The following is a 23,644-nucleotide window of genomic DNA, read 5'->3' on the forward strand; positions in this document are numbered from 1 at the left end:
GGCCGGACCGGCCCGGCGACCCTGCGGGGCACCGGCTTTCTGGATACTCGGGCGCGCGCGCCGCCCCCACTCACGCGATGGAGACCGCAAATGGATTTCTTGAAGATGATGAAGCAGGCGAAGCAGATGCAGGAGCAGATGGGCTCGCTGCAGGAAAAGCTTGCCGAGCTGGAAGTCGAAGGCAGCTCCGGCGGCGGGCTGGTGCAGGTCACCATGTCCGGCAAGGGCGAATTGAAGGGCCTGAAGATCGACCCGTCGCTGGCCAAGGCCGATGAGGTCGAGATCCTGGAGGACCTCATTCTCGCCGCGCATCAGGACGCCAAGGGAAAGGCGGAAGCCGCCATGCAGGAAAAGACCCAGGAGCTGATGGGTGGCCTCGGCCTGCCTGCCGGCATGAAGCTGCCGTTCTGACAGCGCGCGAAGACGGACGGAACGGATGTCGAACCGGGCGGTCGCCGGGCCGGAAATCGAGAAGCTGATCCAGCTGCTGGCCAAGCTGCCCGGGCTCGGGCCGCGCTCGGCCCGGCGCGCGGCGCTGCATCTGATCAAGAAGAAGGATCAGTTGCTGATCCCGCTTGCCCGGGCCATGGGCGTTGCCGTCGACAGCATCGGCGTCTGTTCCACCTGCGGCACGGTCGACACAACCGACCCTTGCACCATCTGCTCGGACCCGCGCCGCGACACCGGCACCATCGTCGTCGTGGAGGATGTGGCCGACCTGTGGGCGCTGGAACGGGCCGGGGCGCTCAACTGCCGCTATCACGTGCTCGGCGGCACCCTGTCGCCGCTCGATGGCATCGGCCCGGACGACCTGACCATCACCGCGCTGCTCGAACGGGTCGCCGCCGGCGGCATCCGCGAGATCGTGCTGGCGGTCAACGCCACGGTGGAGGGCCAGACCACCGCCCATTACATCACCGACAGGCTGCGCGGCCTCGATGTCTCCGTCACCCGGCTGGCCCATGGCGTGCCGGTCGGCGGCGAGCTCGACTATCTCGATGAGGGCACGCTGGCGCAGGCGATGAAGGCCCGCACCCAGTTCTGACCCCCCTCCCCCGCTTGCCTGTTTCACCGGCGCGCCGGGGTTTGCCAGGGTCGAGGGACAGCAGTTAGGTTCACTGCCGAGTGCCCCGTCGCGCCACCGGAGACCTGCCATGCGCCGCGTTCCGCTTCTCCTTGCCGCCGCCCTGTCGCTGCTGGCCGTGCCAGTGAGCGCCGGACCTTACGATGCCGGCTTTCGCGCCTTTCTCGACGGAACCATTGCGCCCGCGGCCCGCGAAGCCGGGGTTCCGGCGGCGGTGATCGCGCGCGAGCTTGCCGGCATGACACCGGACACCTCCTTGCCCGGGCTTGGCAAGCCGGGCGGCAAGGGCACCCCGCCGCCGGTGAACTACCAGGCGGAGTTTCGCGCGCCCGGCGGCTATTTCCGCGACAGCCAGTTCAACGGGCTGGTGGCCAAGGGACGCACCCTCGCCCGCCAACATGCCGCGACGCTGCAGCGGATCGAGCAGCGCTACGGAGTGCCGGGCCGGATCGTGCTGGCGATCTGGGCACGCGAATCGGGCTATGGCGCCGCGCGGATCCCCAAGGATGCGCTGCGCACCCTGGCGACCCGCGCCTATATGGGCCAGCGGCGCGACTTCTTCGCGAAAGAGACCGTCGCCGCGCTGCAAATTCTCGCCGACGGCCATATCCGGCGGCAGGACATGAAAAGCTCCTGGGGCGGCGCGCTCGGCCAGCCGCAATTCCTGCCCTCCAGCTTCCTGCGTCATGCGGTCGATTTCGATGGCGATGGCAAACGCGACATCTGGAATTCAGCGCCCGACACGCTCGCCTCCATCGCCGCCTATCTCAACTGGTACGGCTGGGTGAAGGGGCGCGACTGGGGCTTTGAAGCCGTCGTTCCGGCCTCCGTCTCCTGCACCCGCGAAGGACCGGATCGCGGCCAGCCGATCACGTCCTGGACGACCGAGGGCGTGCGGCGAGTGAAGGAGCGTCCGTTCCCCGCCCATGAGCGGCCGCAGCCCGGCTTCCTGCTGATGCCGGCCGGGCGTTTCGGCCCGGCCTTCATCGCCACCGACAATTTCTATGTGCTGAAATCCTATAATGAATCCGACGTTTACGCCCTGTTCGTCGGCCATCTCGCCGACCGCTACGGCACCAACGCCGGCTTCGTGCAGGACTGGCGGCCGATCAAGACCCGCTCGCGCGGCGCGGTGCGCAAGATCCAGCTGGCGCTGGAAGCCAAGGGGTATGACGTTGGCGGCGCCGACGGGCTGATCGGCTTCAAGACCCGCCGTTCGCTCGGCGCCGCGCAGGAAAAGGCCGGCAACCCCGCCACCTGCTGGCTGGAGTGAGCGGGGCAACGCCCTCAATCCGGTTTATCGTCCCGTGCCGGCAGCTTGCGCACCAGCAGCCAGCCGGCGAAGCCGATGAAGACGAAGGTTCCAAGGTTGAGAACCGTATCGAGCAGATCGCCGATAATCATGTCGCGGTCTCCTCTCCCAGCGCGCGGACAAGGCAGACCATCAGCAGCACGGTGATGAAGACGAAGGGCAGCGCGCCGAGCGCGATCAGCTTTTTCACCGCATCCATCGACCCGGACAGGATCATGGCGTAACCGACAACCCCGAGCAGAACGCCCCAGATCAGGCGAATGCGCGGCCTGGGATCCGGATCGCCGCCGGTGGAAAAGGTGCCGAGGACAAAGGCGGCGCTGACGACGCTGGTGACGATGAACAGAAAGGCGGCAATGATGGTGCCGAGGGTGGTCACCACCGGGAACGGCATACGCCCCAGCAGGGCGAAGGTCGCCCGTTCCGCATTGGCGGCGGCCATCGTTGCCAGTTCCCCAGCGCCCTGCAGCGTTTCGTAAAGGCCGATGCCGCCGAACACGCCGAACCAGACCACCGAAAACAGCGTCGGCCCGATCAGCACGCCGAACACGAATTCACGGATCGTGCGGCCCTTCGAAATCCGCGCGACGAACACGCCGACAAACGGCCCCCAGGCGATCCACCAGACCATGTAGGTCAGCGTCCAGCTCTTGAACCAGGTCGCCACCTCGTCATCGAAGAAGGTGAAGGTCTGAAAGCCGCGCGGGATCGCATTGGTCAGATACTGGCCGAAACTGCCAAGCACCGAGTTCAGAAGCACTTCCGTCGGGCCGAAGATCACCACGAAGACAGCAAGGCCGATTGCCAGCAGCATGGCCAGGTTGGACAGCTTCGCCATGCCGCTGCCCAGGTCCGTCATCAGCGCGGGGAGATAACAGGCCACCATGGCAACGAACACGGTGCCGACCAGCGCCGCCCCGGCGCCGGTGCCGCCACCAAGCACATCAATGCCATCGGCCACCTGAAACACACCCATGGCAATCGAGCCGCCAACACCGATGGCAATGGCCACGATGGCCATGAAATCCGACATCCAGCCGAGCGCCCGCGCCCAGCGCTCCCGCGGAAACAGATAGACAATCGGCGCGCTCACCAGCATCGGCGTGCCACGCCGGAACGCGAAATAGGCAATGATCAGCGCGGTGGTGCCGTAGATCGCCCAGGCGTGAATGCCCCAGTGAAAAATCGTCGTCACGAGAGCCTGTTGCGCGGCCACGGGGGCGCTCATTGCTGTGCGTGCGAAGGCGAAATGGGTCAGCGGCTCGGCCACGGCCCAGAACAGCAGGCCGACACCCATGCCGGCGGCGAACAGCATGGCGATCCAGGACGGTGTCGAGAACTCGGGCCGGTCGTCATCGGCGCCGAGGCGAATGCCGCCGAAGCGGGAGAACGCCAGCCAGAGACAGAAGACCAGCATTCCCGACACGGTGAGCATCAGGAACCAGCCGCGGCTGCGGAAATACGCGTCGACGATCACCGAGGCGATGGCGACGAGACCGGCGGAATCGACCACGCCCCAAAGGCCGATGGCCGCAATCAGGGCCAACGAGGCAACCAGAAGCGCCGGCTTTGCAGTCATGTCGATCTCCCCCCAACACGCCGTTCAGACTGCCTCGATCATGGCACCTTGTCCTGTCGCGCCGACCCCACAGACCGGTTTGCAGCCCTCACTCGCTGACCACCCCCGCATCCACCGTTTCCAGCCGGAAGGCGGCGGCCATCAGTGCCTTGGTGTACTCGGTCCGGGGCGCATCGAACACCGCATCGGCCGTGCCGGCCTCCACCACCTTGCCGGCGCGCATGACGATCACGTCATTGGCCAGCGCCCGCACCACCTTCAGATCATGAGAGATAAAGAGATAGGCCAGCCCGTGCCGCTTCTGCAGATCGCGCAGGAGGTCGACCACCTGCGCCTGCACGCTCATGTCCAGCGCCGAGGTCGGCTCGTCGAGCATGACGAATTTCGGCTCCAGCACCATCGCCCGGGCAATGGAGATGCGCTGGCGCTGGCCACCGGAAAACTCGTGCGGATAGCGGAAGCGGGTCGATGCATCGAGACCCACTTCCTCCAGCGCCGCCGCCACCTTGCGGTCGCGCTCCTCCAGCGACAGGTCCGGGAAATGGACGCCCAGCCCCTCGCCAACGATATCGGCGACCGACATGCGCGGGCTGAGCGAGCCGAACGGATCCTGAAACACCACCTGCATGTCCCGGCGCAGCGGGCGCATGTCGCGCCATGACCGATCCTGGATCTCATTGCCCTCGAAGCGGATCCGCCCGGTCGAGGAAATCATCCGCAAGAGGGCCAGCCCGAGCGTCGTCTTGCCGGAGCCGCTTTCGCCGACGATGCCAAGGGTCTGGCCCTCGCGCACGGTCACGTCAATGCCGTCCACCGCCTTGATGTGATCGACCGTGCGGCGCAGAAAACCGCGCTTGACCGGGAACCACACCTTGACGTCCTCGGCGTCGACAACCACCGGCCGCGACGTATCGGAGACCGGCGGCGCGCCCTTCGGCTCGGCCGCCAGAAGGTGCCGGGTGTAGCTGTGCCGCGGATTGTCGAAGATTTCGGCCACCGGTCCGGTCTCGACGATCTTGCCCCCGGTCATGACGCAGACCCGGTCGGCGATCCTGCGCACGATGCCGAGATCATGGGTGATGAACAGCATCGCCATGCCGGTTTCGCGCTGCAGATCCTTGAGCAGCTGCAGGATCTGCGCCTGAACGGTGACATCAAGGGCGGTGGTCGGCTCATCGGCGATCAGAAGATCCGGCTCGTTGGCCAGCGCCATGGCGATCATCACCCGCTGGCGCTGACCGCCGGAGAGCTGGTGCGGATAGCTTTGCAGCCGCTGTTCGGGTTCGCGAATGCCGACCTGGCGGAGCAGCTCCAGCACCCGCGCCCGGGCGGCGCTGTCGCTCATGCCGCGATGGATCTTCAGCATCTCCGCCACCTGCCGTTCCACCGTGTGCAGCGGATTGAGCGAGGTCATCGGCTCCTGAAAGATCATCGAGATCTCGTTGCCGCGAATGCGCCGCAACGCCTTTTCATCGGCGGTCAGCACATTCTCGCCCTTGAACAGGATCTCACCGGACGGGTGCGAGGCCGCCGGATAGGGCAACAGCTTCACCGCCGACAGGGCGGAGACGGACTTGCCGGAGCCGCTTTCACCGACCAGCGCCAGCGTCTCGCCGGGGGCGATCTGAAAGGAAATCCGGTCAACGGCGGTCTGCGTCACCCCATTCTGGGTGAAGGCAACGGAGAGATCGCGCGCTTCCAGCAACGGAGCCCCCTCTGCGCGGACGGCGGCGGTATGAGCGGTATCGGTCTTCGTCATGGACGCCTCAGGCAAAGCTTTTGCGGGGATCGAAGGCGTCACGCACCGCCTCGCCGATGAAGATCAGCAGGCTGAGCATGGTCGAAATCACGATGAAACCGGTGATGCCGAGCCAGGGGGCCTGCAGGTTGTTCTTGCCCTGCGCCAGCAGTTCGCCGAGCGAGGCCGACCCGGGCGGCAGGCCGAAGCCGAGGAAGTCGAGCGCCGTCAGGGTCGAGATCGAGCCGTTGAGGATGAAGGGCATGAAGGTCAGCGTCGCCACCATCGCATTGGGCAGCATGTGCCGCCACATGATGGTGCGGTTGCCGACGCCGAGCGCGCGGGCCGCCGTCACGTATTCGAAATTGCGGGCGCGCAGGAACTCCGCCCGCACCACCCCGACCAGCGCCACCCAGGAGAAGGCGAGCAGGATGGTGAACAGGGTCCAGAAGCCGGGGATCAGCACCGAGGAGACGATCAGGATCAGGTAGAGCGTGGGGATCGCCGTCCAGATCTCGATGAAGCGCTGGAACAGAAGGTCGACCCAGCCGCCATAATACCCCTGCACCGCGCCGGCGGCGATGCCGACCATGGAAGACGCCAGGGTCAGCGCCAGGCCGAACAGGACGGAGATACGGAAGCCATAGACCAGCCGGGCGACCACGTCGCGGCCCTGATCGTCGGTGCCGAGCCAGTTCCAGTTGCCCATCACGCAGTTGGGATCCTCCGCCCCGAGCGGATAGCGCACGCAGCGTTCCTGCTTGTCCAGCATCCAGGAGGGCGGGGCCGGCGCCGGCACCGGGATCTCGTTGTTCACGGTGCGGTAGGAGTAGCGCACCGCCGGCCAGAGCATCCAGCCATTGGCGTTGATCTCCTCCTGAATGAACGGATCGCGATAATCGGTCACCGCCAGGAAGCCGCCGAATTTCTCCTCCGGATAATCGACCAGCACCGGCGCCAGAACCTCGCCCTTGTAGACGGCGATGATCGGCCGGTCGTTGACCAGCAGCTCGGAGACCAGCGACAGGCCAAACAGGACGAGAAAGATCCACAACGACCAGAAGCCGCGCCGGTTGGCGGCGAAATTCGTCAGCCGCCGCCGGTTGATCGGCGACAGCCAACCCCGGCGCGGCGGCGGGTTGTCAGCGTGGCTTGCGGATGCGGCGGGTCCGTTGTCGGTCAGGCGATGTTCCATCCCTCAGACCTCCCGGCTTTCGAAATCGATACGCGGATCGATCCAGGTGTAGGTCAGGTCGGAAATGAGGTTCACCACAAGGCCCAGCAGCGAGAAGATGTAAAGGGTGGCGAAAACCACCGCGTAATCCCGGTTGATCACCGCTTCGAAGCCGAGCAACCCCAGGCCATCGAGCGAGAAGATCGTCTCGATCAGCAGCGAGCCGGCGAAGAACGAGGAAATGAACGCGCCCGGGAAGCCGGCGATGACGATCAGCATGGCATTGCGGAACACATGGCCATAAAGCACCTGGCGCTCGCTCAGGCCCTTGGCCCGCGCGGTCTGGACATATTGCTTGCGGATCTCATCGAGGAAGGAATTCTTGGTCAGCAGGGTCACGGTGGCGAAGGCCGAAAGCACCATGGCGGTGAGCGGCAGCGCCAGATGCCAGAAGTAATCGAGGATCCGCGCCGGCCAGGAAAGCTGCTCCCAATTGTCCGAGGTCAGCCCGCGCAAGGGGAACAGGTCGAGGAAGGAGCCGCCGGCGAACAGGACGATCAAGAGCACGGCGAACAGGAAGCCGGGAATGGCATAGCCGACGACGATCACCGCCGAGGTCCAGACATCGAAGCGCGAGCCGTCGTTCACCGCCTTGCGAATGCCGAGCGGAATGGAAATGGCGTAGGAAATCAGCGTCATCCACAGGCCGAGGGAGATCGACACCGGCATCTTTTCCAGCACCAGATCGAGCACGGCGATATCGCGGAAATAGCTGTCGCCGAAGTCGAACCGCGCATAATCCCACAGCATCGAGGTGAACCGCTCCAGCGGCGGCTTGTCGAAGCCGAACTGGCGCTCCAGATCCTTGATGAACTCCGGATCGAGCCCCTGCGCGCCCCGGTATTTGGAGGTGGCGGCATCGGCGCCGCCGCCGGCTCCAGCGCCGCTGAAATCGCCGCCGCCCCCGCTGATCCGGGCCGTGGCGGACACATCCGTGCCCTGCAACTGGGCGATCACCCGTTCGACCGGCCCACCGGGCGCGAACTGGATGATCACGAAATTGATGGCCATGATGCCGACCAGGGTCGGCACGATCAGCAGCAGTCGCCGCAGAATATAGGCGCCCATCGTGGTCTTCGTCCTTGTTTCAAGGCCGCCCGCCATCATGGGATGGGCCTGGGGCGGCGGAAATCCTTCAGTCTCGTTCAGCCCCCCGCCGAACGCCCGCCTCAGCCGCGAACGCCGATCTGCTCGGCCTTGTCCTTCTCGAACCACCAGTGGAGTTCGGGCCGGAAGTCATAGGCGGGCGAGGCCTCCGGCATGCCGAACACGTCCCAGAGCGCCACCGTGTGCACCGGCTTGTACCAGTGCGGCACCCAGTAGTATCCGGCGCGCAGCACCCGGTCGAGCGCACGGGCGGCGGTGGTCATCTCTTCCCGGCTTGTCGCCTGCAACACCGCCTCGATCAAGGCATCGACGGCCGGCGAGCTGATGCCGGCCAGATTGCTGCTGCCCGGGATCTGCGCCGACGCCGAGCTCCACATCTCGCGGATCTCCTCGCCAAGGGTCGGGGAGAGGGCGAAGCGCCGCGAGGCAATGTCGAAATCGTAGTCGTTGAGCCGCGCCTGATACTGCGCCGGATCGACCACCCGGAAGGTGGCCGCGATGCCGAGCCGCTCCAGGTTCTTCACGAAAGGCAGCGCCACCCGCTCGAAGGACGGCGAGTTCGACATGATCTCGAAGGCGAAGGGCTCCCCGTCCGGGCGCAGCAGCACCTTGCCATCACGGGTGCAGCCGGCGGCGCGCAGCAGCCGGTCCGCCTCGCGCAGCATGGCGCGGTCCTGGCCGGAGCCGTCGGACACCGGCGCCAGCACCGCCTCGCCGAAGGCCGCTTCCGGCAGTTGCGCCCGCAAGGGCTCCAGGAAGGCCAGCTCCGCCGGGGTCGGCAGGCCAGTCGCCAGCATCGGTGAATTCTGGAAGAAGGACTGGGTGCGCTGATAGGCCCCGAAGAACAGCGCCTTGTTCGACCACTCGAAATCGAACCCGTAGCCGATCGCCCGGCGCACCAGCGGATCGGCGAAGAGCGCGCGGCGGGTGTTCATGAACCAGCCCTGCCCGCCGGCGGGACGTCTGTCAGGAAACTCCCGCCGCACCACACGCCCGTCGAGAACGGCGGGGAAATTGTATTCCGTCGCCCAGACCCGCGCGGTGAATTCCTCCTGGAAGGTCATCACCCCTTTCTTGAACGCCTCGAAGCCGACCTGGCGGTCGCGGAAGAACTCCAGCCGGACCCGGTCGAAATTGAACATGCCGCGCACCGCCGGCAGATCCTTCGCCCACCAGTTTTCCACCCGCTGGTATTCCACATAGCGGCCGACCTCATGGCGGCCGACCTTGTAGGGGCCGGAGGAGAGCGGCGGGGTCAGGGTCGTCTGGGCGAAATCGTAGCGGGTATAATAGGCCTTGGAGAGGATCGGCAGGCCGGTGACCAGCAACGGCACCGTACGCGTCTGCCGGCCGGTAAAGCGCACGGCCAGCCGGTGCGGCGCCAGGACCACCGCCTCGGCCAGTTCCCCCATGATCTGGCGGATCGAGGGATGCCCCTCCTCCTTCAGAGTCATCAGCGAGAAGGCGACATCCTCGGCGGTCAGCGGGCTGTCGTCATGGAACCGGGCCTCGGGCCGCAGGTTGAAGGTATAGGTGTTGCCATCGGCGGAGACCTCCACCGTCTCGGCGACAAGGCCATAGACCGCATCCGGCTCGTCGAGCGCGCGCACCATCAGGCTGTCGAAACACAGTTCCATGCGCGGCGGCGCGTCACCCTTGAGGATGAAGGTGTTGAAGCTGTTGAAGGTCTGTACGTTCTGATTGTAGCCCCAGGACGGTGCGGAAAAGGACATGCGCCCGCCCTTCGGCGCATCGGCATCCACGTAGTCGAACGCCTGGAAATCCGCCGGGTATTTCAGATCGCCGAACACCGACAGGCCATGGCGCGGCCCTGTGCCGCCCGCCGGGGTCGCGGGGGCCGGCGCTTGCGCGTCTTGTGTCTGTGCTCGAGAGACGGAGAGCGGCAGCAGGTTTGCTGCGGAAAACGCGGCGACGCCCTTCAGCAGCGTCCGGCGGCTTGTCTCCATGGGCTTCTTCATCCCCGCCCTCCGACCCGCGCGGCCTTGTCCTTGTCCCACCACCAGATCGTCGGGAAGCCGTGAGAGAACTCCGGCAGGGTCTGCGGGCGGCCGAACCGGTCCCAGCGGGCGGTGCGGTCGACATCGGAATAGAACTGCGGCACCACGAAGTGGTTCCACAACAGCACCCGGTCGAGCGCGTGGGTGGCGGCGACCAGCTCTTTCCGGTCCTTGGCGTAGATGATCCGCTCGATCAGCTTGTCGATCGCCGGATCCTTGATGCCGGCGTAGTTGCGCGACTGCGGACGGTCGGCCGCCTCCGAGCCCCAGAAGTCGCGCTGTTCGTTGCCCGGCGACAGCGACTGCCCCCAGACCAGCGTCGCCATGTCGAAATCGCGGCTCTGCACCCGGTTGATGTATTGCGGCACGTCGATCAGTCGAAGCACGGTCTTGACGCCGATGTTCTCCAGGTTCTTCGTGTAGGGCAGCAAGCCGCGCTCGGCGGAACGGTCATAGTAGATGAACTCGACGGTGAACTGCTCGCCGGTGTTGGCATCGACCATACGCCGACCATCGAGCTTGTAGCCCGCCTCACGGAACAGCTTCACCGCCTGGCGCAGGTTGTCGCGCACCTTTTTCGGCGAGCCGCCGACCGGGTTCTCGTAAGGGGTGGTGAACACCTCCGGCGGCACCTCGTCGCGCACGGTCTCCAGGATTTCCAGCTCCCGCCCCTCCGGCAGGCCGGAGGCCGCCAGATCCGTCCCGGCGAAATAGGAGCCGATCCGCTTGTGCAGCCCGGCGGAGACCACCTGGTTGGTGGTCTCGAAGTCATAGGCAAGGTTCAGCGCCTGGCGCACGCGCGGGTCCTGAAACTTTGCCCGGCGCAGGTTCGGCACATAGGCCTGCATCCGGCCGGAGGCGCGCGAGGGAAACTCCTCCAGCACCACGCGCCCATCCTTCACCGCCGGAAAGTCATAGGCCTTGGACCAGACATTGGCGCTGAGCTCCTCGCGGAAATCATACTGGTCGCCCTTGAACGCCTCCAGCTCGACCGCGGAATCGAGAAAGACGTCGTAGCGGATCTCACCGAAGTTGTTGGTGCCGACCCGCACCGGGTGGTCCTTGGCCCAATAGTCCTCCACTCGCTCATAGACGATGTGGCGGCCCGGCTCGAACGACTTGATCCGGTAGGGACCGGAGCCGAGCGGCGGCTCCAGCGTGCCCTTGGCGATGTCGCGCTTGACGCCGTTGGCGTCCGTGCCTTCCCACCAGGCCTTGGGCAGCACCGGCACCTGGCCGACGATATGCGGCAGCTCACGGTTACCCGGCGCATCGAAGGTGAAGCGCACGGTCCGCTCGCCGACCTTCTCCGCCTTGGCCACGTGGCGATAGTAGAAGCCCTGGCTCGGATTGACCTCGCGCAGCTTCTCGAAGCTCCAGATTACATCCTCGGCGGTGATCGGCGTGCCGTCATGCCAGCGCGCGGCCGGATCGAGCCGGTATTCGACCCAGGCATGATCGGCAGGCGAGCGCACCGCCTCGGCGATCAACCCATAGGAGCTGCTGGTGTCGAGTTCATCCAGCGAACTGTCCATCAGCATGTCGTAAAGGAGACCGAGGCCTGGCGCCGGATTGCCCTTGGAAAGGATCGGATTGAAGGTGTCGAAACCGGTGGAAACGGCAAGACGCACCGTACCGCCCTTCGGCGCCTGCGGATCGACATAGTCGAAATGGGTGAAGCCTTGCGGATAGGCGGGCTCGCCCGTCAGCGCCGTGCCATGGGTCCAGGCCGGCTCCTCGGCGCGCGCCGGCTGTCCGGCCAGAACAAGCGCGGCCACGCAGGCAAGCGCGGCCCGGTGAATGGTCGACAATGGCGTGTGTGGCTGCGACATGACGAATTAGCGGCTCCCTGTTTCCCTCGTCGGCACCATTGAGGCGCGCCTGCACGCGCATCGCGGCACCTTGGCAATTTGTCTTATATTAGGTGCTTCAAGGGAATCCCGACAGCGGTGAAACGCTTCATGACCAAAGTTTAATTGAAACTCCTGGCAAAACGGACGCCTCCGCCCTCCGGCACCGCGGCGTGTCGCCCATGCCCGATGACTGTCCGCCGCCTCGTTCCGGCGCCGTCAGGCCGGCACCTCGACCTTGGCGCGATACATGCGCTGATCGGCAAGTTCGAGCAGTTCGGGAATGGTGGCCGCATCGTCGGGGTAGAAGGCGTAGCCGACACTCGCCTGGATGACGATCTGATGCTCGCCCACCCGCACCGGCGCACACACCGCCTCGCGCAGGCGCTCGACAATGGCGCGAACCGTGGTCTGGCTGATGCCCCCCGGCACCACCACCACGAACTCGTCCCCGCCGATCCGGGCAATGGTGTCCACGTCCCGGGTTTCCCGCTGCAGGCGGGCGCCCACCTCCTGCAGCACCGCATCGCCGGCCGCATGGCCATAGGTGTCGTTGATCGGCTTGAAACCGTTGAGGTCGACGAAAAAGACCTGAAAGCCCAGCCCGGTGCGCTCGGACAGATCCGCAAGCTGCTCCATCCGGTCGATGAGCAACCGACGGTTCGGCAATCCGGTCAACGGATCGTGCAGCGCCATTGACCGGGATCGCTGCTGAGCGGACACCACCAGCGCCGACAGGGCAGCCACCACCATACTCACCACAATGCCGATCACCAGGGCGACCCGCGCCTCGCGCGATGTTCCGTCCCAACCGCCGACCGGTCGGCTGGCAAGTTGCCAGGAGCCGTCCGGCAGGGTCACCGGCATGGTCACCGCGTCTTCTGCGAACAGGGCCGCGTCGCCCAGAATTGCCCCACCCTCGGCGCCAGCGCCATCGACACCCCGAAGCGCGAAAAGATGACCATCCACCTCGGGCAGCAAGCCGGCGCGCGTGAACAAGCGATCGCTGTCGATGACGATCGAGGCCATGCCCCAATAGCCACGCTCCAGCCCATGCCCACCCCCGCCGGTGGGCACCAGCACCGGAATACGGGCAATCAAGGCCCGACCGCCCTGCACCAGATCGACGGGACCTGCGACCACCGGATTCCGGTCCCGCATCGCCCGGCGGACCCCGGACCACTGCTGTTCGCTCTTGCTATAGTCGAGGCCAATCACCGCTTCATTCCCCTTCAGCGGATGAATGAAGCGGACCACATTGCCCGGCGCGAGCGCGATGATGCGGATGTTCCGGTCGACCCGTGTGATTTCACTGACAAAGCTGCGGAACTGGTCGTCGGTCAGGTCGGACTGCACCGCCACGAAACCGAGCAGCCCTTGCGCGATGTAGAGCGTGCCATTCAGCTCTCCCTCGATCCGCGCCCGAACCTCGGAAAGACGGGCGAGACTTTCGCCCTGCTGGCTCTCCCGCGCATTCTGCTCCAAAAGACGCACGACATAGGATGTCAGGCCGACACCCAGCAGCATGACGAACACCACGACGGCACTCACCAGAGTTCGCAGTCTCCAGCGGTTCAGCACGTGCCCGGGCAGGCCTTCCGCGGTCATCGCCCATCGCCCGGACGGGGCCGGCAATCAGCATCCGCAGCCCGCACCGCAAATGTCCGGCTGCAATTGCCAGTCACCTTCCGGGCATTTCCACCGCGCCACGCCAACACGCCATACTCCTTCAATCGGATACCGCCCCCCTGTCGGCCGGCGACCCCGGCCACCTGTTGAATGGAACCGGTCCCGCAGATGATGCTTTCTTCATCGATGACACACCGGGCAGGTCGGGAAAACCCCGGTCAAATTACTGAAAAGGATCAGCAGGCACCACCTACCCAGGGTTCTGCCCCCGAAACGCAACAAGGCCGGGTCGCCCCCGGCCTTGCATTCATTTTTCATGGGCCAGAGCCCGCGTTGGACCGAACCTTACTGAGCGGTGTCAGCCGCCGGGGTCCCCTCGCCGGTGACCGCGTCCTTGACCGTCTCGGCCGCATCGGAGGCCGCTTCCGCCGCGCTGTCGGCGGCATCCTTGACCGCCTCGGCAGCATCGGTCGCCGTCTCGGCGGCGCTCTTGGCGGCGTCCGTCACGGTCTCCGCAGCGCTCTCGGCCGCTTCGGTCACGGTCTCCTTGGCGCTGTCGGCCGCTTCGGTTACCGTTTCAGTCGCCTCGGTCGCGGTCTCGGTCACCGCTTCGGCAGCCCCCTCGACGGCCTCGGTCGCGGCTTCCGTGGCGCTTTCCGTGCTGCTTTCGGCGGCGGCTTCCGGGCTCGGCAGCGGCATCGGCTCATCGGCGAGCGAGCGCAGATAGGCAATCAGGTCGGCGCGCTGCTCCGGCTTCTTCAGGCCGTTGTAGCTCATCGAAGTCTTGGCAACGAGGTCCTTCGGCTTGGTCAGGAACACATCGAGGTTCTCGTAGAGCCAGGCATCGGTGCCCTCGGCATATTCCGTCATCGAACCGGAATACTTGAACCCTTCATGGGAAGCCGGCTTGCGCCCGACCACACCCCACAGAGCGGGGCCGACCTTGTTCTTGCCGCCCTTGGTGAAGTCGTGGCAGGCGGCGCAGGCGCGGGTGAGCTTCTGGCCGTTCTCGGCGGAAGCGCTGGCGAGGCGAACGGCGATCGGCTCGATCTGCGGCTCTTCGGCCACCGTCTCCTCGGCCTCGCCGTCCCCATCGGCGACAACGATCTCGTAGCCGGGCGTCTCCGGCGGAGCTTTGGAGAAGATGACGTCCGACAAGATGCCAAGACCCATCGTCACCAACAGTGCGAACAGGACGGCGCCGGCAATCGTGTTTAGCTTGGAGGAGTTCATTCCTGCGGGCTCCAACTCGTCGGTTGCTTCGGGTTGCGTCGGGCGCGGCCCCGCGCAACATTGCGCATCGTGAAAAAGTCGCCGGAAACTACAAAGTTTTTGACGCCCGTGTCCATAGGTATAAAAGAGCAATCCATGTTCCAGTCGACCAATCTTGCAGCCACGCCCTGCGCCAGCCCCTGCCCGCAGGCGGAGATACAACGATGAGCGGCGCTCTCGTCGTCATTCCCGCGCGCATGGCCTCCACCCGCCTGCCCGACAAGCCGCTCCTCGACATCGCCGGACAACCGATGATCGTGCATGTGCTGGAACAGGCCCGCGCGGCGGATATCGGGCCGGTTGTGGTCGCCTGCGACGACCCGCGCGTCAAGGCGGCGGTCGAGGCCGTCGGCGGCAAGGCGGTGCTCACCGATCCGGATCTGGCCAGCGGGTCCGACCGGGTGCGGGTTGCCGCCAACACGGTCGACCCGGATGGTCGCTTCCCCGTGGTGCTCAACCTGCAAGGGGACGTGCCCCTGATCGATCCGGCGGCGATCCGCGCCACCTTCGATCCCCTGTCCGATCCGGCGGTCGATATCGGCACCATCGCCACGGAGATCCGCGACCCGGCCCTTCGCGACGATCCCGGCGCGGTCAAGACCGTCGGCACGCCAGCCGGCGACAAGCGCCTGCGCGCGCTGTATTTTACCCGGGCGACGGCGCCGACCGGCCCCGGTCCGCTCTATCAGCACATCGGGCTCTATGCCTTTCGCCGGGCCGCCCTTGAGGCGTTCGTCGCCCTGCCGCCCTCGCCGCTGGAAATTCGCGAGCGGCTGGAGCAGCTGCGCGCGCTCGAAGCGGGCATGCGCATCGACGTCAGCCTGATCGACAGCGTGCCGATGGATGTGAACACCCCGGAAGACATCGAAGCGGTGCGGGCTGTGCTGACAAGGCGCGGTGCGGCCTCGGCGCACCCACACTCCTGATCCTCCCAACCAGATTCGAAGAACTCATGTCCGAACAGAAGAAAATCGTCTTTCAAGGTGAGCTGGGCGCCAACTCCCACACCGCCTGCCGCAATGTCTACCCGGATTATCAGCCGATCCCTTGCGCCACCTTCGAGGATTGCTTCTCGGTGCTGGAAAGCGGCGAGGCCGATCTCGGCATGATCCCGCTGGAGAATTCGGTGGCCGGCCGGGTCGCCGATATCCATCACCTCCTGCCGCGCTCCAGCCTGCATATCATCGGCGAATATTTCCTGCCGATCCGGTTCCAGCTGATGGCGCCGCGCGGGGCAACCGTTGAGGGCCTGCGCTCGGTGCAGAGCCATGTGATGGCCCTTGGCCAATGCCGCAAGATCATCCGCGAGCTCGGACTGACGCCGATCACCGGCGCCGATACCGCCGGCTCCGCCCGTCAGGTCGCCGAAAAGGGCGACCTCAGCGCGGCGGCGCTGGCGCCGCAAATGGCGGCGGACGCCTATGGGCTCGACATCCTGCGCACCAACGTGGAGGACGAGGCGCATAACACCACCCGCTTCCTGATCCTCTCGCGCGATTCCCTGCGGGCGGCCAACAATGGCCAACCGGTGATCACCACCTTCATCTTCCGGGTGCGCAACGTGCCGGCCGCGCTCTACAAGGCGCTTGGCGGCTTCGCCACCAATGGCGTCAACATGACCAAGCTGGAATCCTACCAGCTGGAAGGCCAGTTCTTCGCCTCCATGTTCTATGCCGATGTGGAGGGGCATCCGGATGAACGCTCCGTCGCGCTGGCGCTGGAGGAGCTGCAGTTCTACTCCGCCGAGCTGAAGATGCTCGGCGTCTATCGTGCGGACCCGTTCCGCGAAAAGATCCGCGAGCCGGAGGCCAATCGCGCGCTGCGCCCGACACCCGGCATCTGACGACGACCACACCCACGAGGCACCATGACCTTCAGCACCCTTTGCATTGGCAATGCCATTTGCGACGTCTTCGCCCATGTCGAGGAAGACTTCCTGGTTCGGGAAAACCTGATCAAGGGGGCCATGCGGCTCATCGACACCGACGAGGCGGTGCGGCTCTACGACAAGATGGGCCAGACCACCCGGATGTCCGGCGGCAGCGCCGGCAACACCGCCGCGGGTATCGCCGCGCTCGGTGGCCAGTCGGCCTATTTCGGCAAGGTGGCCGCCGATGAGCTGGGCACCGCCTATCGCCACGACATGCGCGGCACCGGCGTTCATTTCGAAACCCCGGCGCTGGCCGACGGGCTGCCCACCGCGCGCTCGATGATCCTGATCACGCCCGATGGCGAGCGGACGATGAACACCTATCTGGGCGCCTGCACCGAGCTGTCGCCGGGCGACATCGATGCGGATGTCGTCTCCCGCTCGGCGATCACCTACATGGAAGGCTACCTGTGGGATCCGCCCGCAGCCAAGGACGCCTTCCTCAAGGCGGCCGAGATCGCCCATGCCCATCGCCGCCAGGTGAGCCTGACCCTGTCCGATTCCTTCTGCGTCGATCGCTACCGCGACGAGTTCCTGTCGATGATGCGGGCCGGCACCATCGACCTCCTGTTCGCCAATGAGCACGAGTTGAAGGCACTCTATGAGACCGCCGACCTCGACACCGCGATTGCCGCCGTGCGCGAGGATTGCGCCCTGACCGCCCTGACCCTCGGCGAGAACGGCGCAATGGCGATCTCGCGCGGCGAAACCGTGCATGTGGCGGCGGAAGAAGTCGCCGATGTTGTCGATCTGACCGGAGCGGGTGACCTGTTCGCCTCCGGCTTCCTGTTCGGTCGCTCCCGCGAGTTCGATCTGACGACGTCGCTGGAACTGGGCTGCCTGTGCGCCGCGCAGGTGATCGCCCATGTGGGCGCCCGGCCGGAAAAGCCGCTGAAGCAGGCCGCACTGCAACAGGGCTTCGCCGTCTGAGCCCACGGCACATGAACGCAAAACGTCCGGACGCCATCAGGCTCCGGCCGTTTTCTTGTCCGCATGAGCGCGGCGCCGCAACACGCACCGCCGCGCCCCGGAGTTCAGGTCTCTGTCAGTCCTTCAGGTCCTGCACCGAGGCGATGCTGCCGTCGTCGCTGAGCCGATAGACGATCGGTGCGCCGGTGCCCAACTCACGCTTCAGGATCTCGTCCGGGGAAAGCCCTTCCAGATCCATAATCAGCGCCCGCAGCGAGTTGCCATGGGCGGCAACGATCACCCGCTCGCCGGCGATCACCCGCGGCAGGATTTCCGACCGGTAGTAGGGCAGCACCCGCTCGGCGGTCATCTCCAGGCTCTCGCCGCCGGGAGGGGGCACGTCGAAGGACCGGCGCCAGACATGCACCTGCTCCTCGCCGAATTTCTCGCGCGCCTCATCCTTGTTCATGCCGGTCAGGTCGCCATAATCGCGCTCGTTCAGCGCCTCGTCGCGGATCGTCTCCAGATCCGGCTGGCCCAGCTCCTCCAGAAGCAGCGCCAGGGTGCGCTGCGCCCGGGTCAGCGCCGAGGTGTAGGCGACGTCGAAGGTCAGCTTCAGATCCTTCAGCTTGCCGCCCGCCGCGCGGGCTTCGGCAACGCCCTGTTCCGTCAGGTCCGGATCCTTCCAGCCGGTGAAGAGGTTCTTGAGGTTCCATTCGCTCTGACCGTGACGAACGAGTACCAGCAGGCGTTCCATGTAATAGTTTCTCCAGCTTCGGGGTAGGTAGGGAGGGAGGAGGATCAGTCGGCCAGTCCGAGAACATCGGCCATCGAATAGAACCCGGGCTTCTGATTGCGCGCCCAGAGCGCGGCCTTGACCGCGCCATGGGCAAAGATCTGACGGTCCTGGGCGTGGTGCGACAGGGTGAGCGTCTCCAGCGGCCCGGCGAACATCACCGAATGGTCGCCGATCACCGTGCCGCCGCGCAGGGCCGCGTAGCCGATCTTGCCGCGCGGGCGAACGCCGGTGATGCCGTCGCGGTCCCTCAGCTCGTTCCCCGCCAGCGGGATGCCCCGACCCTCGGCCGCCGCCTCGCCCAGAAGCAGCGCGGTTCCCGAGGGCGCGTCGACCTTGTTGCGGTGATGGGCCTCCAGGATCTCGATATCGAAATCGGCGTCCAGCGCCGCTGCCGCCTGCCTGACAAGCGCGGCCAGCAGATTGACGCCAAGGCTCATGTTGCCGGAGCGCACGATCCGGGCATGACGACCGGCGGGGCGGATCTCAGCCAGATCGTCTTCGCTCATGCCGGTGGTGCCGATCACATGCACGACCCGCGCCTGCGCCGTCAGTTCCGCGAAATGCCGGGTCGCCGCCGGCGCGGTGAAGTCGAGCACGCCTTCCGTCGCCGCGATCACCGAGAGCGGATCATCGGTCACCGGCACGCCGAGCGGCCCCACTCCGGCGAGCATTCCCGCGTCCGCGCCAAGCTCCGGCACGCCCGGACGTTCGATGGCGCCGCCAAGACACACCCCATCCATCTCGTGTAGCGCGCGTATCAACGCCCGACCCATTCGCCCGGCGGCGCCAACGACGGCAAGACGCATATCGCTCATGTGTTTCTCCAACCCCAGACCATGCAAGGCGGTATAGCAGCTTGCCCGCCCCGCGCAACACACGGGCGATTTCTCCCCATGGCCGCTACGTCAGAAAGAGGCCGAGCCAAGGGCGACACATTTCCGAAAACTGCGTTTCATTGCAACAATTGCCAAGTACTCGACCAGTCCTTCTTTCCCTTCCCTGAATTTATCGCCGGCGCAGCCGATCTTCACGCTTCTTCAATGCGGCATTGATACTTGAATGAGAATCTTCCCTGATTCAGTCTTGTGGTGAAGGCGCGAAACCTGGAAAGCAACATGAAACAATGCCGGCCCTATCTTCCGCACGCATTACTTGTGATTGCATTCCTTGTGCTTTCCGTCCCGTTCCCAACCCAGGCAGGCACCGGCCCACGGGCCGAATACTGGGACCTTGATGAGTTTCTCGCCAGCCAGCCGAAACAACCAGAAATTGTCTCCCGTTTCAACGAACGGGTCCAAGGGCCCGGCCAGCGCGTAACCACAAGCCTGCCACCGGTGCGTATCGCGGTGGTGTATCCGGGAAAGCAGGTGTCGGATTACTGGCGCCGCAGCATCGAATCATTCACGGCCCGCCTCGATGAAATCGGTCTTCGCTACGAGCTGGAGTCTCATGTCACTGCACCGTCGACGGAAGTTCGCCTGCAAATGCAGTATATTGGCGAGGCGCTGAAATCGGACCCCGACTATCTGGTGTTCACGCTCGACGCGTTCCGCCATCGCAGCATCATCGAGCGACTGATCGCCCGCGGCCGGCCCAAGGTCATCCTGCAGAACATCACCACGCCGCTGCGTGCCTGGTCCAAAAACCAGCCGTTTCTTTATGTCGGCTTCGACCATGCGACCGGCACCAGGGCCCTGGTGCAGCACTATCTCGCCCGCCACCCCGATCCGGAACGCTATGCCATCTTTTATGGCTCGCGCGGCTATGTCAGCCACGCCCGCGGTGAGACCTTCCGTCTGGCGATGGCGGGGGAGCCGTCCAAGACCCTCTCCACCTCGTATTTCGTCGGCTTCGATCGCGACAGCGCCCGCACTGCCGCCCGGACCCTGCTGATGGAGGATCCGGAGCTCTCCTACATCTTCTCCTGCTCCACCGACATCGCGCTCGGCGTGCTCGATGCCATCCGGGAGATGGGGCGCGAAGGTGAGGTCCACACCAATGGCTGGGGCGGCGGCAGCGCCGAGCTCGAACAGATCGCCGTGGGCGCGCTGGAAGCCACCGTCATGCGCATGAACGACGACAATGGCGTGGCCATGGCCGAGGCGATTTCGCTCGACATTCAGGGGCGCGGGCATGAGGTGCCGCAGGTCTATTCGGGAGACTTCGCCCTGGTCACATCCCGGGACGGCCCGGAGCGCATCGAGACCCTGAAACGCAGAGCCTTCCGGTATTCGCAATGAAAGACAGGCGCGACTTCAGCTTCAACCGGTTTGTGCTCGGTCTTTTTCTGGTGGCTCTGCTGGCGACCTCCGCCGCGCTGTTTTCCATCAGCTATGTCGGCAGCCTCTCCATTGTCGATCATGAGCTGGAGCGCTTCGCCAAGCGCGAACAGACCCTCGCCCGGCTGGTATTCGAGCAAAATCTCTCCCGCCTCGACACCTACCTCAGGGCCTTGTCCAAGGACACCAAGCTGAAACAGGCGCTGCGGGCCGGCGACCAAGAGGCCACAACGCGCATTCTCGGCGCCGCGACGGACACCCCGTTGGGGGCCCAATTCGAGATGCTGCTCCTCGACCGCCCGATGGCGCCGGACTGGGCGGATGCCAGCTTTTCGATCTTCGACCTTCACCGCGTGTTGCCGGCGGACCGGCGCCAGACGCTCCCGCTCGGCAGCTGGATGATCCTGGCCGACGAAACCCGGACAGATGGCACGCTGGTCGCCGCCGAGGCCATCCCGGTGGTGGACGAGCGCGACGGCAAGGTGCTGGGCCACCTGGTTGGCGGCTTTGTCCTCAATGACACGATCGCATTGCTGGGCGAATTGTCCCGCGCCCTTGAAACCGACAGTCTCGCCCTGTTTCACGGCACTGCCGCCATTGCCAGCGTTGGTCGCCTGGGCTCGTCTCCGCTTGACCAGGACACCTGCGCGACGCTGACCAAAGATGCCCATATGCTGGCCGGCGACCAGCTTCTCGTCCGCAGCGAATTGAAGGTCGACCGGCACGGTCACCCTCTCTACGTGGTCACCGAGCGACCGAGCGAGACGATCGAGAACATCCGCTCCACCTATCTGGAGCTGTTCGCCCCGTTCCTGCTCTACATCCTCGCCGCCGCGCTGGTCGCCGCCTATGTGCTGCATCGCTTTACCAGCCCCGCGCTGCAACGGCTGCTTGCCTACGCCTCGCGCATTCGCCGCGACAGCTCGGATCTCACCTATCACCCCGGCGCGGTGAAGGAGTTCAACGATCTCGGGCGCAATCTGCAGCACGCCTTCACCGATCTCCGGGATACGGACCGGCAATTCCGCGAGTTGATCGACGGATCCTTCCAGGGCGTTTGCATTCACGCCGATCTGGAAGTCCTCTACCTCAACAGGTCGCTGCTGAACATCCTCGGCTACGCCCCCTCGGACCGGGACCTGCTGGTGTCTCGCGGCGTTCTCGCACTGGTCGCGCCGGAAGAGCATGACCGGATGAAATCCTACCTGCGGGCACGCAAGCAAGGCGCGTCGGCGCCCGGTGTGTTCGAGGCGAAGGGCCTCAGCAAGACCGGCGAGCGGCTCTGGATCGAGTTGCATGTACGCCCCGCCCGCTGGGATGATCGCGATGCCTATTACGTCACCATCACCGACATTTCCGAACGCAAGCGGCAGGAAGAGCTGATCATCCGGCAAGCGAATTTCGACATGCTCACCGGTCTGCCGAACCGCACGCTGTTTCGCGACAGGCTGCTTCAGTCGATTGCCCGGACCCAGTGGAACGGCGGCGTTTTCGCCCTGCTGTTCGTTGACCTCGACCGCTTCAAGAACATCAATGACAGCCTCGGTCACAGCGCCGGCGACATGCTGATCAAGGCCGCCGCCGAACGGATCAGTTGCGTGCTCGATGACCACGATACCGTGGCGCGGCTGGGTGGCGACGAGTTCGCGATCATCCTCGCCAATGCCCGCAATGTCTGGGAAATCGAAATGCAGTCCGCGCGCATTCTGGAACAGCTTGCCCGGCCGGTGATGGTCAATGGCAACACAGAGGTGTTTTCCACCGCCAGCATCGGCATCACCGTGTCGCCCAACGACGGCGACGATGACGAGGTGTTGCTGCGCCAGGCCGACACGGCGATGTATCACGCCAAAGCGGAGGGCGGGAACAAGCTGCGCTTCTTCTCCTCCAGCATGAACGACCATCTGGCCCGTTCGATGGAGATCGAGAGCTCCCTGCGCCGGGCGCTGGAGACCCAGGAGCTGCGCCTGCATTACCAGCCCCTCGTCGATGTCGCCAATGGTCAGGTGATCGGCTGCGAGGCGCTGGTCCGCTGGAACCATCCGGAAAAGGGGCCGATCCCACCGGCGGATTTCATCCCGGTTGCCGAGGACACCGGTCTGATCGTCCCCCTGGGCGCCTGGGTGCTGGAGGAGGCCTGCCGCTTTCAGCGCGCCTGCGCGGATAAGGGCCTCTCCCTGCCGGTGATCAGCGTCAATGTCTCTCCGCGCCAATGCCGGGATGAAACCTTCGTCGACATGGTGCGCGAGACCCTGAAGCGCACCCGGATGCCTGCCCGCTGCCTGCATCTGGAAATCACGGAGAGCGTCATGTTCGACGAGACCGGGGCCAGCCCGATCGAAACGCTGAACGCCATTCGCGATCTTGGCGTGCGCCTGTCGCTCGATGACTTCGGCACCGGCTATTCGTCGCTGAGCAACCTCAAACGCTTCCCGATCGACACCCTGAAGATCGACCAATCCTTCGTTCGGGATCTGGAAACCGACGAGGAAAGCCGGGCGCTGGTGAAGGCGATCATTGCCATGGCCGCCAGCCTCGGCATCAACGTCATCGCCGAAGGCGCCGAAACGCAAGGCCAGTGCCAGACCCTGCTGGCCCTCGGCTGCCGCCAGATCCAGGGCTATCATCTCGGCCGGCCGATGCCAGGGGCCGAGTTTCTTGCCTATCTGGATCAGCCCGACAAGGCCGACCGGCTTGATGCAGGGGTTGCCTGAGGCAGCCGTCGCGAAAGCAGCAAGAGGGGTAGGGCCGAAGGGGCGAAAAGGCCTGTCTTCCGCAGACCAGAACCGCCGCGCGGCAGCTCGCCGCTCCCGGATCGGCGCCCTGGCACCGTCTGCAAGGCGCCACCGGAAACACTCCGCGATCATGCAAAAGGGCCGGGGACTTGCGTCCCCGGCCCTTTTT

The 23,644-nt window shown here is 65.4% G+C and carries 18 protein-coding genes; 8 read left to right on the top strand and 10 right to left on the bottom strand.

The genetic code is table 11. The annotated features are described in order from the left end of the window. Positions 1-90 precede the first annotated feature (90 nt). The 3 genes from LC062_RS16350 to LC062_RS16360 all read left to right on the top strand — a co-directional run bounded on the left by LC062_RS16350 (position 91) and on the right by LC062_RS16360 (position 2,357). On the top strand, positions 91-411 hold the full coding sequence (locus tag LC062_RS16350) for a YbaB/EbfC family nucleoid-associated protein (protein ID WP_224912097.1): 321 nt from the start codon (positions 91-93) through the stop codon (positions 409-411). A gap of 25 nt (positions 412-436) precedes the next feature. Further along, entirely contained in the window at positions 437-1,045 is a 609-nt protein-coding gene (gene recR, locus LC062_RS16355; RefSeq protein ID WP_181761216.1) for a recombination mediator RecR, read from the top strand. A gap of 109 nt (positions 1,046-1,154) precedes the next feature. Next, positions 1,155-2,357: a lytic murein transglycosylase gene (locus tag LC062_RS16360; protein ID WP_224912098.1), complete on the top strand. Its 1,203-nt coding sequence runs from the start codon at positions 1,155-1,157 to the stop codon at positions 2,355-2,357. Positions 2,358-2,484: 127 nt separating this feature from the next. On the opposite strand, the gene LC062_RS16365 is transcribed toward LC062_RS16360, so the two are convergent. The 8 genes from LC062_RS16365 to LC062_RS16400 form a co-directional block, all read right to left on the bottom strand. Continuing rightward, positions 2,485-3,975: a BCCT family transporter gene (locus LC062_RS16365; RefSeq protein WP_224912099.1), complete on the bottom strand. Its 1,491-nt coding sequence runs from the start codon at positions 3,973-3,975 to the stop codon at positions 2,485-2,487. Positions 3,976-4,063: 88 nt separating this feature from the next. After that, positions 4,064-5,734: an ABC transporter ATP-binding protein gene (locus tag LC062_RS16370; protein WP_224912100.1), complete on the bottom strand. Its 1,671-nt coding sequence runs from the start codon at positions 5,732-5,734 to the stop codon at positions 4,064-4,066. 7 nt (positions 5,735-5,741) lie between these two features. Beyond that, positions 5,742-6,908: an ABC transporter permease gene (locus tag LC062_RS16375; protein WP_224912101.1), complete on the bottom strand. Its 1,167-nt coding sequence runs from the start codon at positions 6,906-6,908 to the stop codon at positions 5,742-5,744. A 3-nt stretch (positions 6,909-6,911) separates the two neighbouring features. Then, positions 6,912-8,015 carry a microcin C ABC transporter permease YejB gene (locus LC062_RS16380; RefSeq protein ID WP_224912102.1) on the bottom strand — a complete coding sequence of 368 codons (1,104 nt, stop codon included), beginning with the start codon at positions 8,013-8,015 and terminating at the stop codon, positions 6,912-6,914. Between the two features lie 101 nt (positions 8,016-8,116). After that, complete coding sequence (locus LC062_RS16385) at positions 8,117-10,033, bottom strand: extracellular solute-binding protein (RefSeq protein ID WP_224912103.1); 1,917 nt, start codon at positions 10,031-10,033, stop codon at positions 8,117-8,119. Further along, the gene (locus LC062_RS16390; protein WP_224912104.1) at positions 10,030-11,904 is read right to left on the bottom strand and encodes an extracellular solute-binding protein; all 1,875 of its coding nucleotides are present in this window, start codon (positions 11,902-11,904) and stop codon (positions 10,030-10,032) included. Before LC062_RS16390 ends, LC062_RS16385 begins: the two co-directional genes overlap by 4 nt. Positions 11,905-12,141: 237 nt before the next feature. Next, positions 12,142-13,530, bottom strand: a complete 1,389-nt coding sequence (locus LC062_RS16395) for a diguanylate cyclase (RefSeq protein ID WP_318246110.1) — start codon at positions 13,528-13,530, stop codon at positions 12,142-12,144. A gap of 366 nt (positions 13,531-13,896) precedes the next feature. Then, positions 13,897-14,784, bottom strand: coding sequence for a c-type cytochrome (locus LC062_RS16400; protein WP_224912105.1), 888 nt, complete (start codon positions 14,782-14,784; stop codon positions 13,897-13,899). A 203-nt stretch (positions 14,785-14,987) separates the two neighbouring features. Here LC062_RS16400 and LC062_RS16405 point away from each other — a divergent pair, with 203 nt between their 5' ends. From LC062_RS16405 to LC062_RS16415, 3 genes are read left to right on the top strand one after another with little or no spacing between them, the layout of a single operon-like run. Beyond that, positions 14,988-15,749 carry a 3-deoxy-manno-octulosonate cytidylyltransferase gene (locus LC062_RS16405; protein ID WP_224912106.1) on the top strand — a complete coding sequence of 254 codons (762 nt, stop codon included), beginning with the start codon at positions 14,988-14,990 and terminating at the stop codon, positions 15,747-15,749. 26 nt (positions 15,750-15,775) lie between these two features. Next, on the top strand, positions 15,776-16,666 hold the full coding sequence (locus tag LC062_RS16410; protein WP_224912107.1) for a prephenate dehydratase: 891 nt from the start codon (positions 15,776-15,778) through the stop codon (positions 16,664-16,666). A gap of 24 nt (positions 16,667-16,690) precedes the next feature. Further along, positions 16,691-17,683 carry an adenosine kinase gene (locus tag LC062_RS16415; RefSeq protein WP_224912108.1) on the top strand — a complete coding sequence of 331 codons (993 nt, stop codon included), beginning with the start codon at positions 16,691-16,693 and terminating at the stop codon, positions 17,681-17,683. Positions 17,684-17,798: 115 nt separating this feature from the next. Here the strand turns inward: LC062_RS16415 and LC062_RS16420 are convergent, their stop codons facing one another. Both LC062_RS16420 and dapB read right to left on the bottom strand, forming a co-directional pair. Then, on the bottom strand, positions 17,799-18,419 hold the full coding sequence (locus LC062_RS16420) for a 2,3-bisphosphoglycerate-dependent phosphoglycerate mutase (protein ID WP_224912109.1): 621 nt from the start codon (positions 18,417-18,419) through the stop codon (positions 17,799-17,801). A gap of 44 nt (positions 18,420-18,463) precedes the next feature. Then, the gene (gene dapB, locus LC062_RS16425) at positions 18,464-19,267 is read right to left on the bottom strand and encodes a 4-hydroxy-tetrahydrodipicolinate reductase (RefSeq protein WP_224912122.1); all 804 of its coding nucleotides are present in this window, start codon (positions 19,265-19,267) and stop codon (positions 18,464-18,466) included. A gap of 279 nt (positions 19,268-19,546) precedes the next feature. On the opposite strand from dapB, the gene LC062_RS16430 reads away from it, so the two are divergent. Beyond that, positions 19,547-20,701 carry a substrate-binding domain-containing protein gene (locus LC062_RS16430; protein WP_224912110.1) on the top strand — a complete coding sequence of 385 codons (1,155 nt, stop codon included), beginning with the start codon at positions 19,547-19,549 and terminating at the stop codon, positions 20,699-20,701. Further along, on the top strand, positions 20,698-23,454 hold the full coding sequence (locus LC062_RS21500; protein ID WP_318246111.1) for an EAL domain-containing protein: 2,757 nt from the start codon (positions 20,698-20,700) through the stop codon (positions 23,452-23,454). The genes LC062_RS16430 and LC062_RS21500 overlap by 4 nt, the downstream gene beginning before the upstream one ends. Positions 23,455-23,644 lie beyond the last annotated feature (190 nt).

Source organism: Stappia indica (genome assembly GCF_020177335.1).
Taxonomy (GTDB): Bacteria; Pseudomonadota; Alphaproteobacteria; order Rhizobiales; family Stappiaceae; genus Stappia; species Stappia indica_B.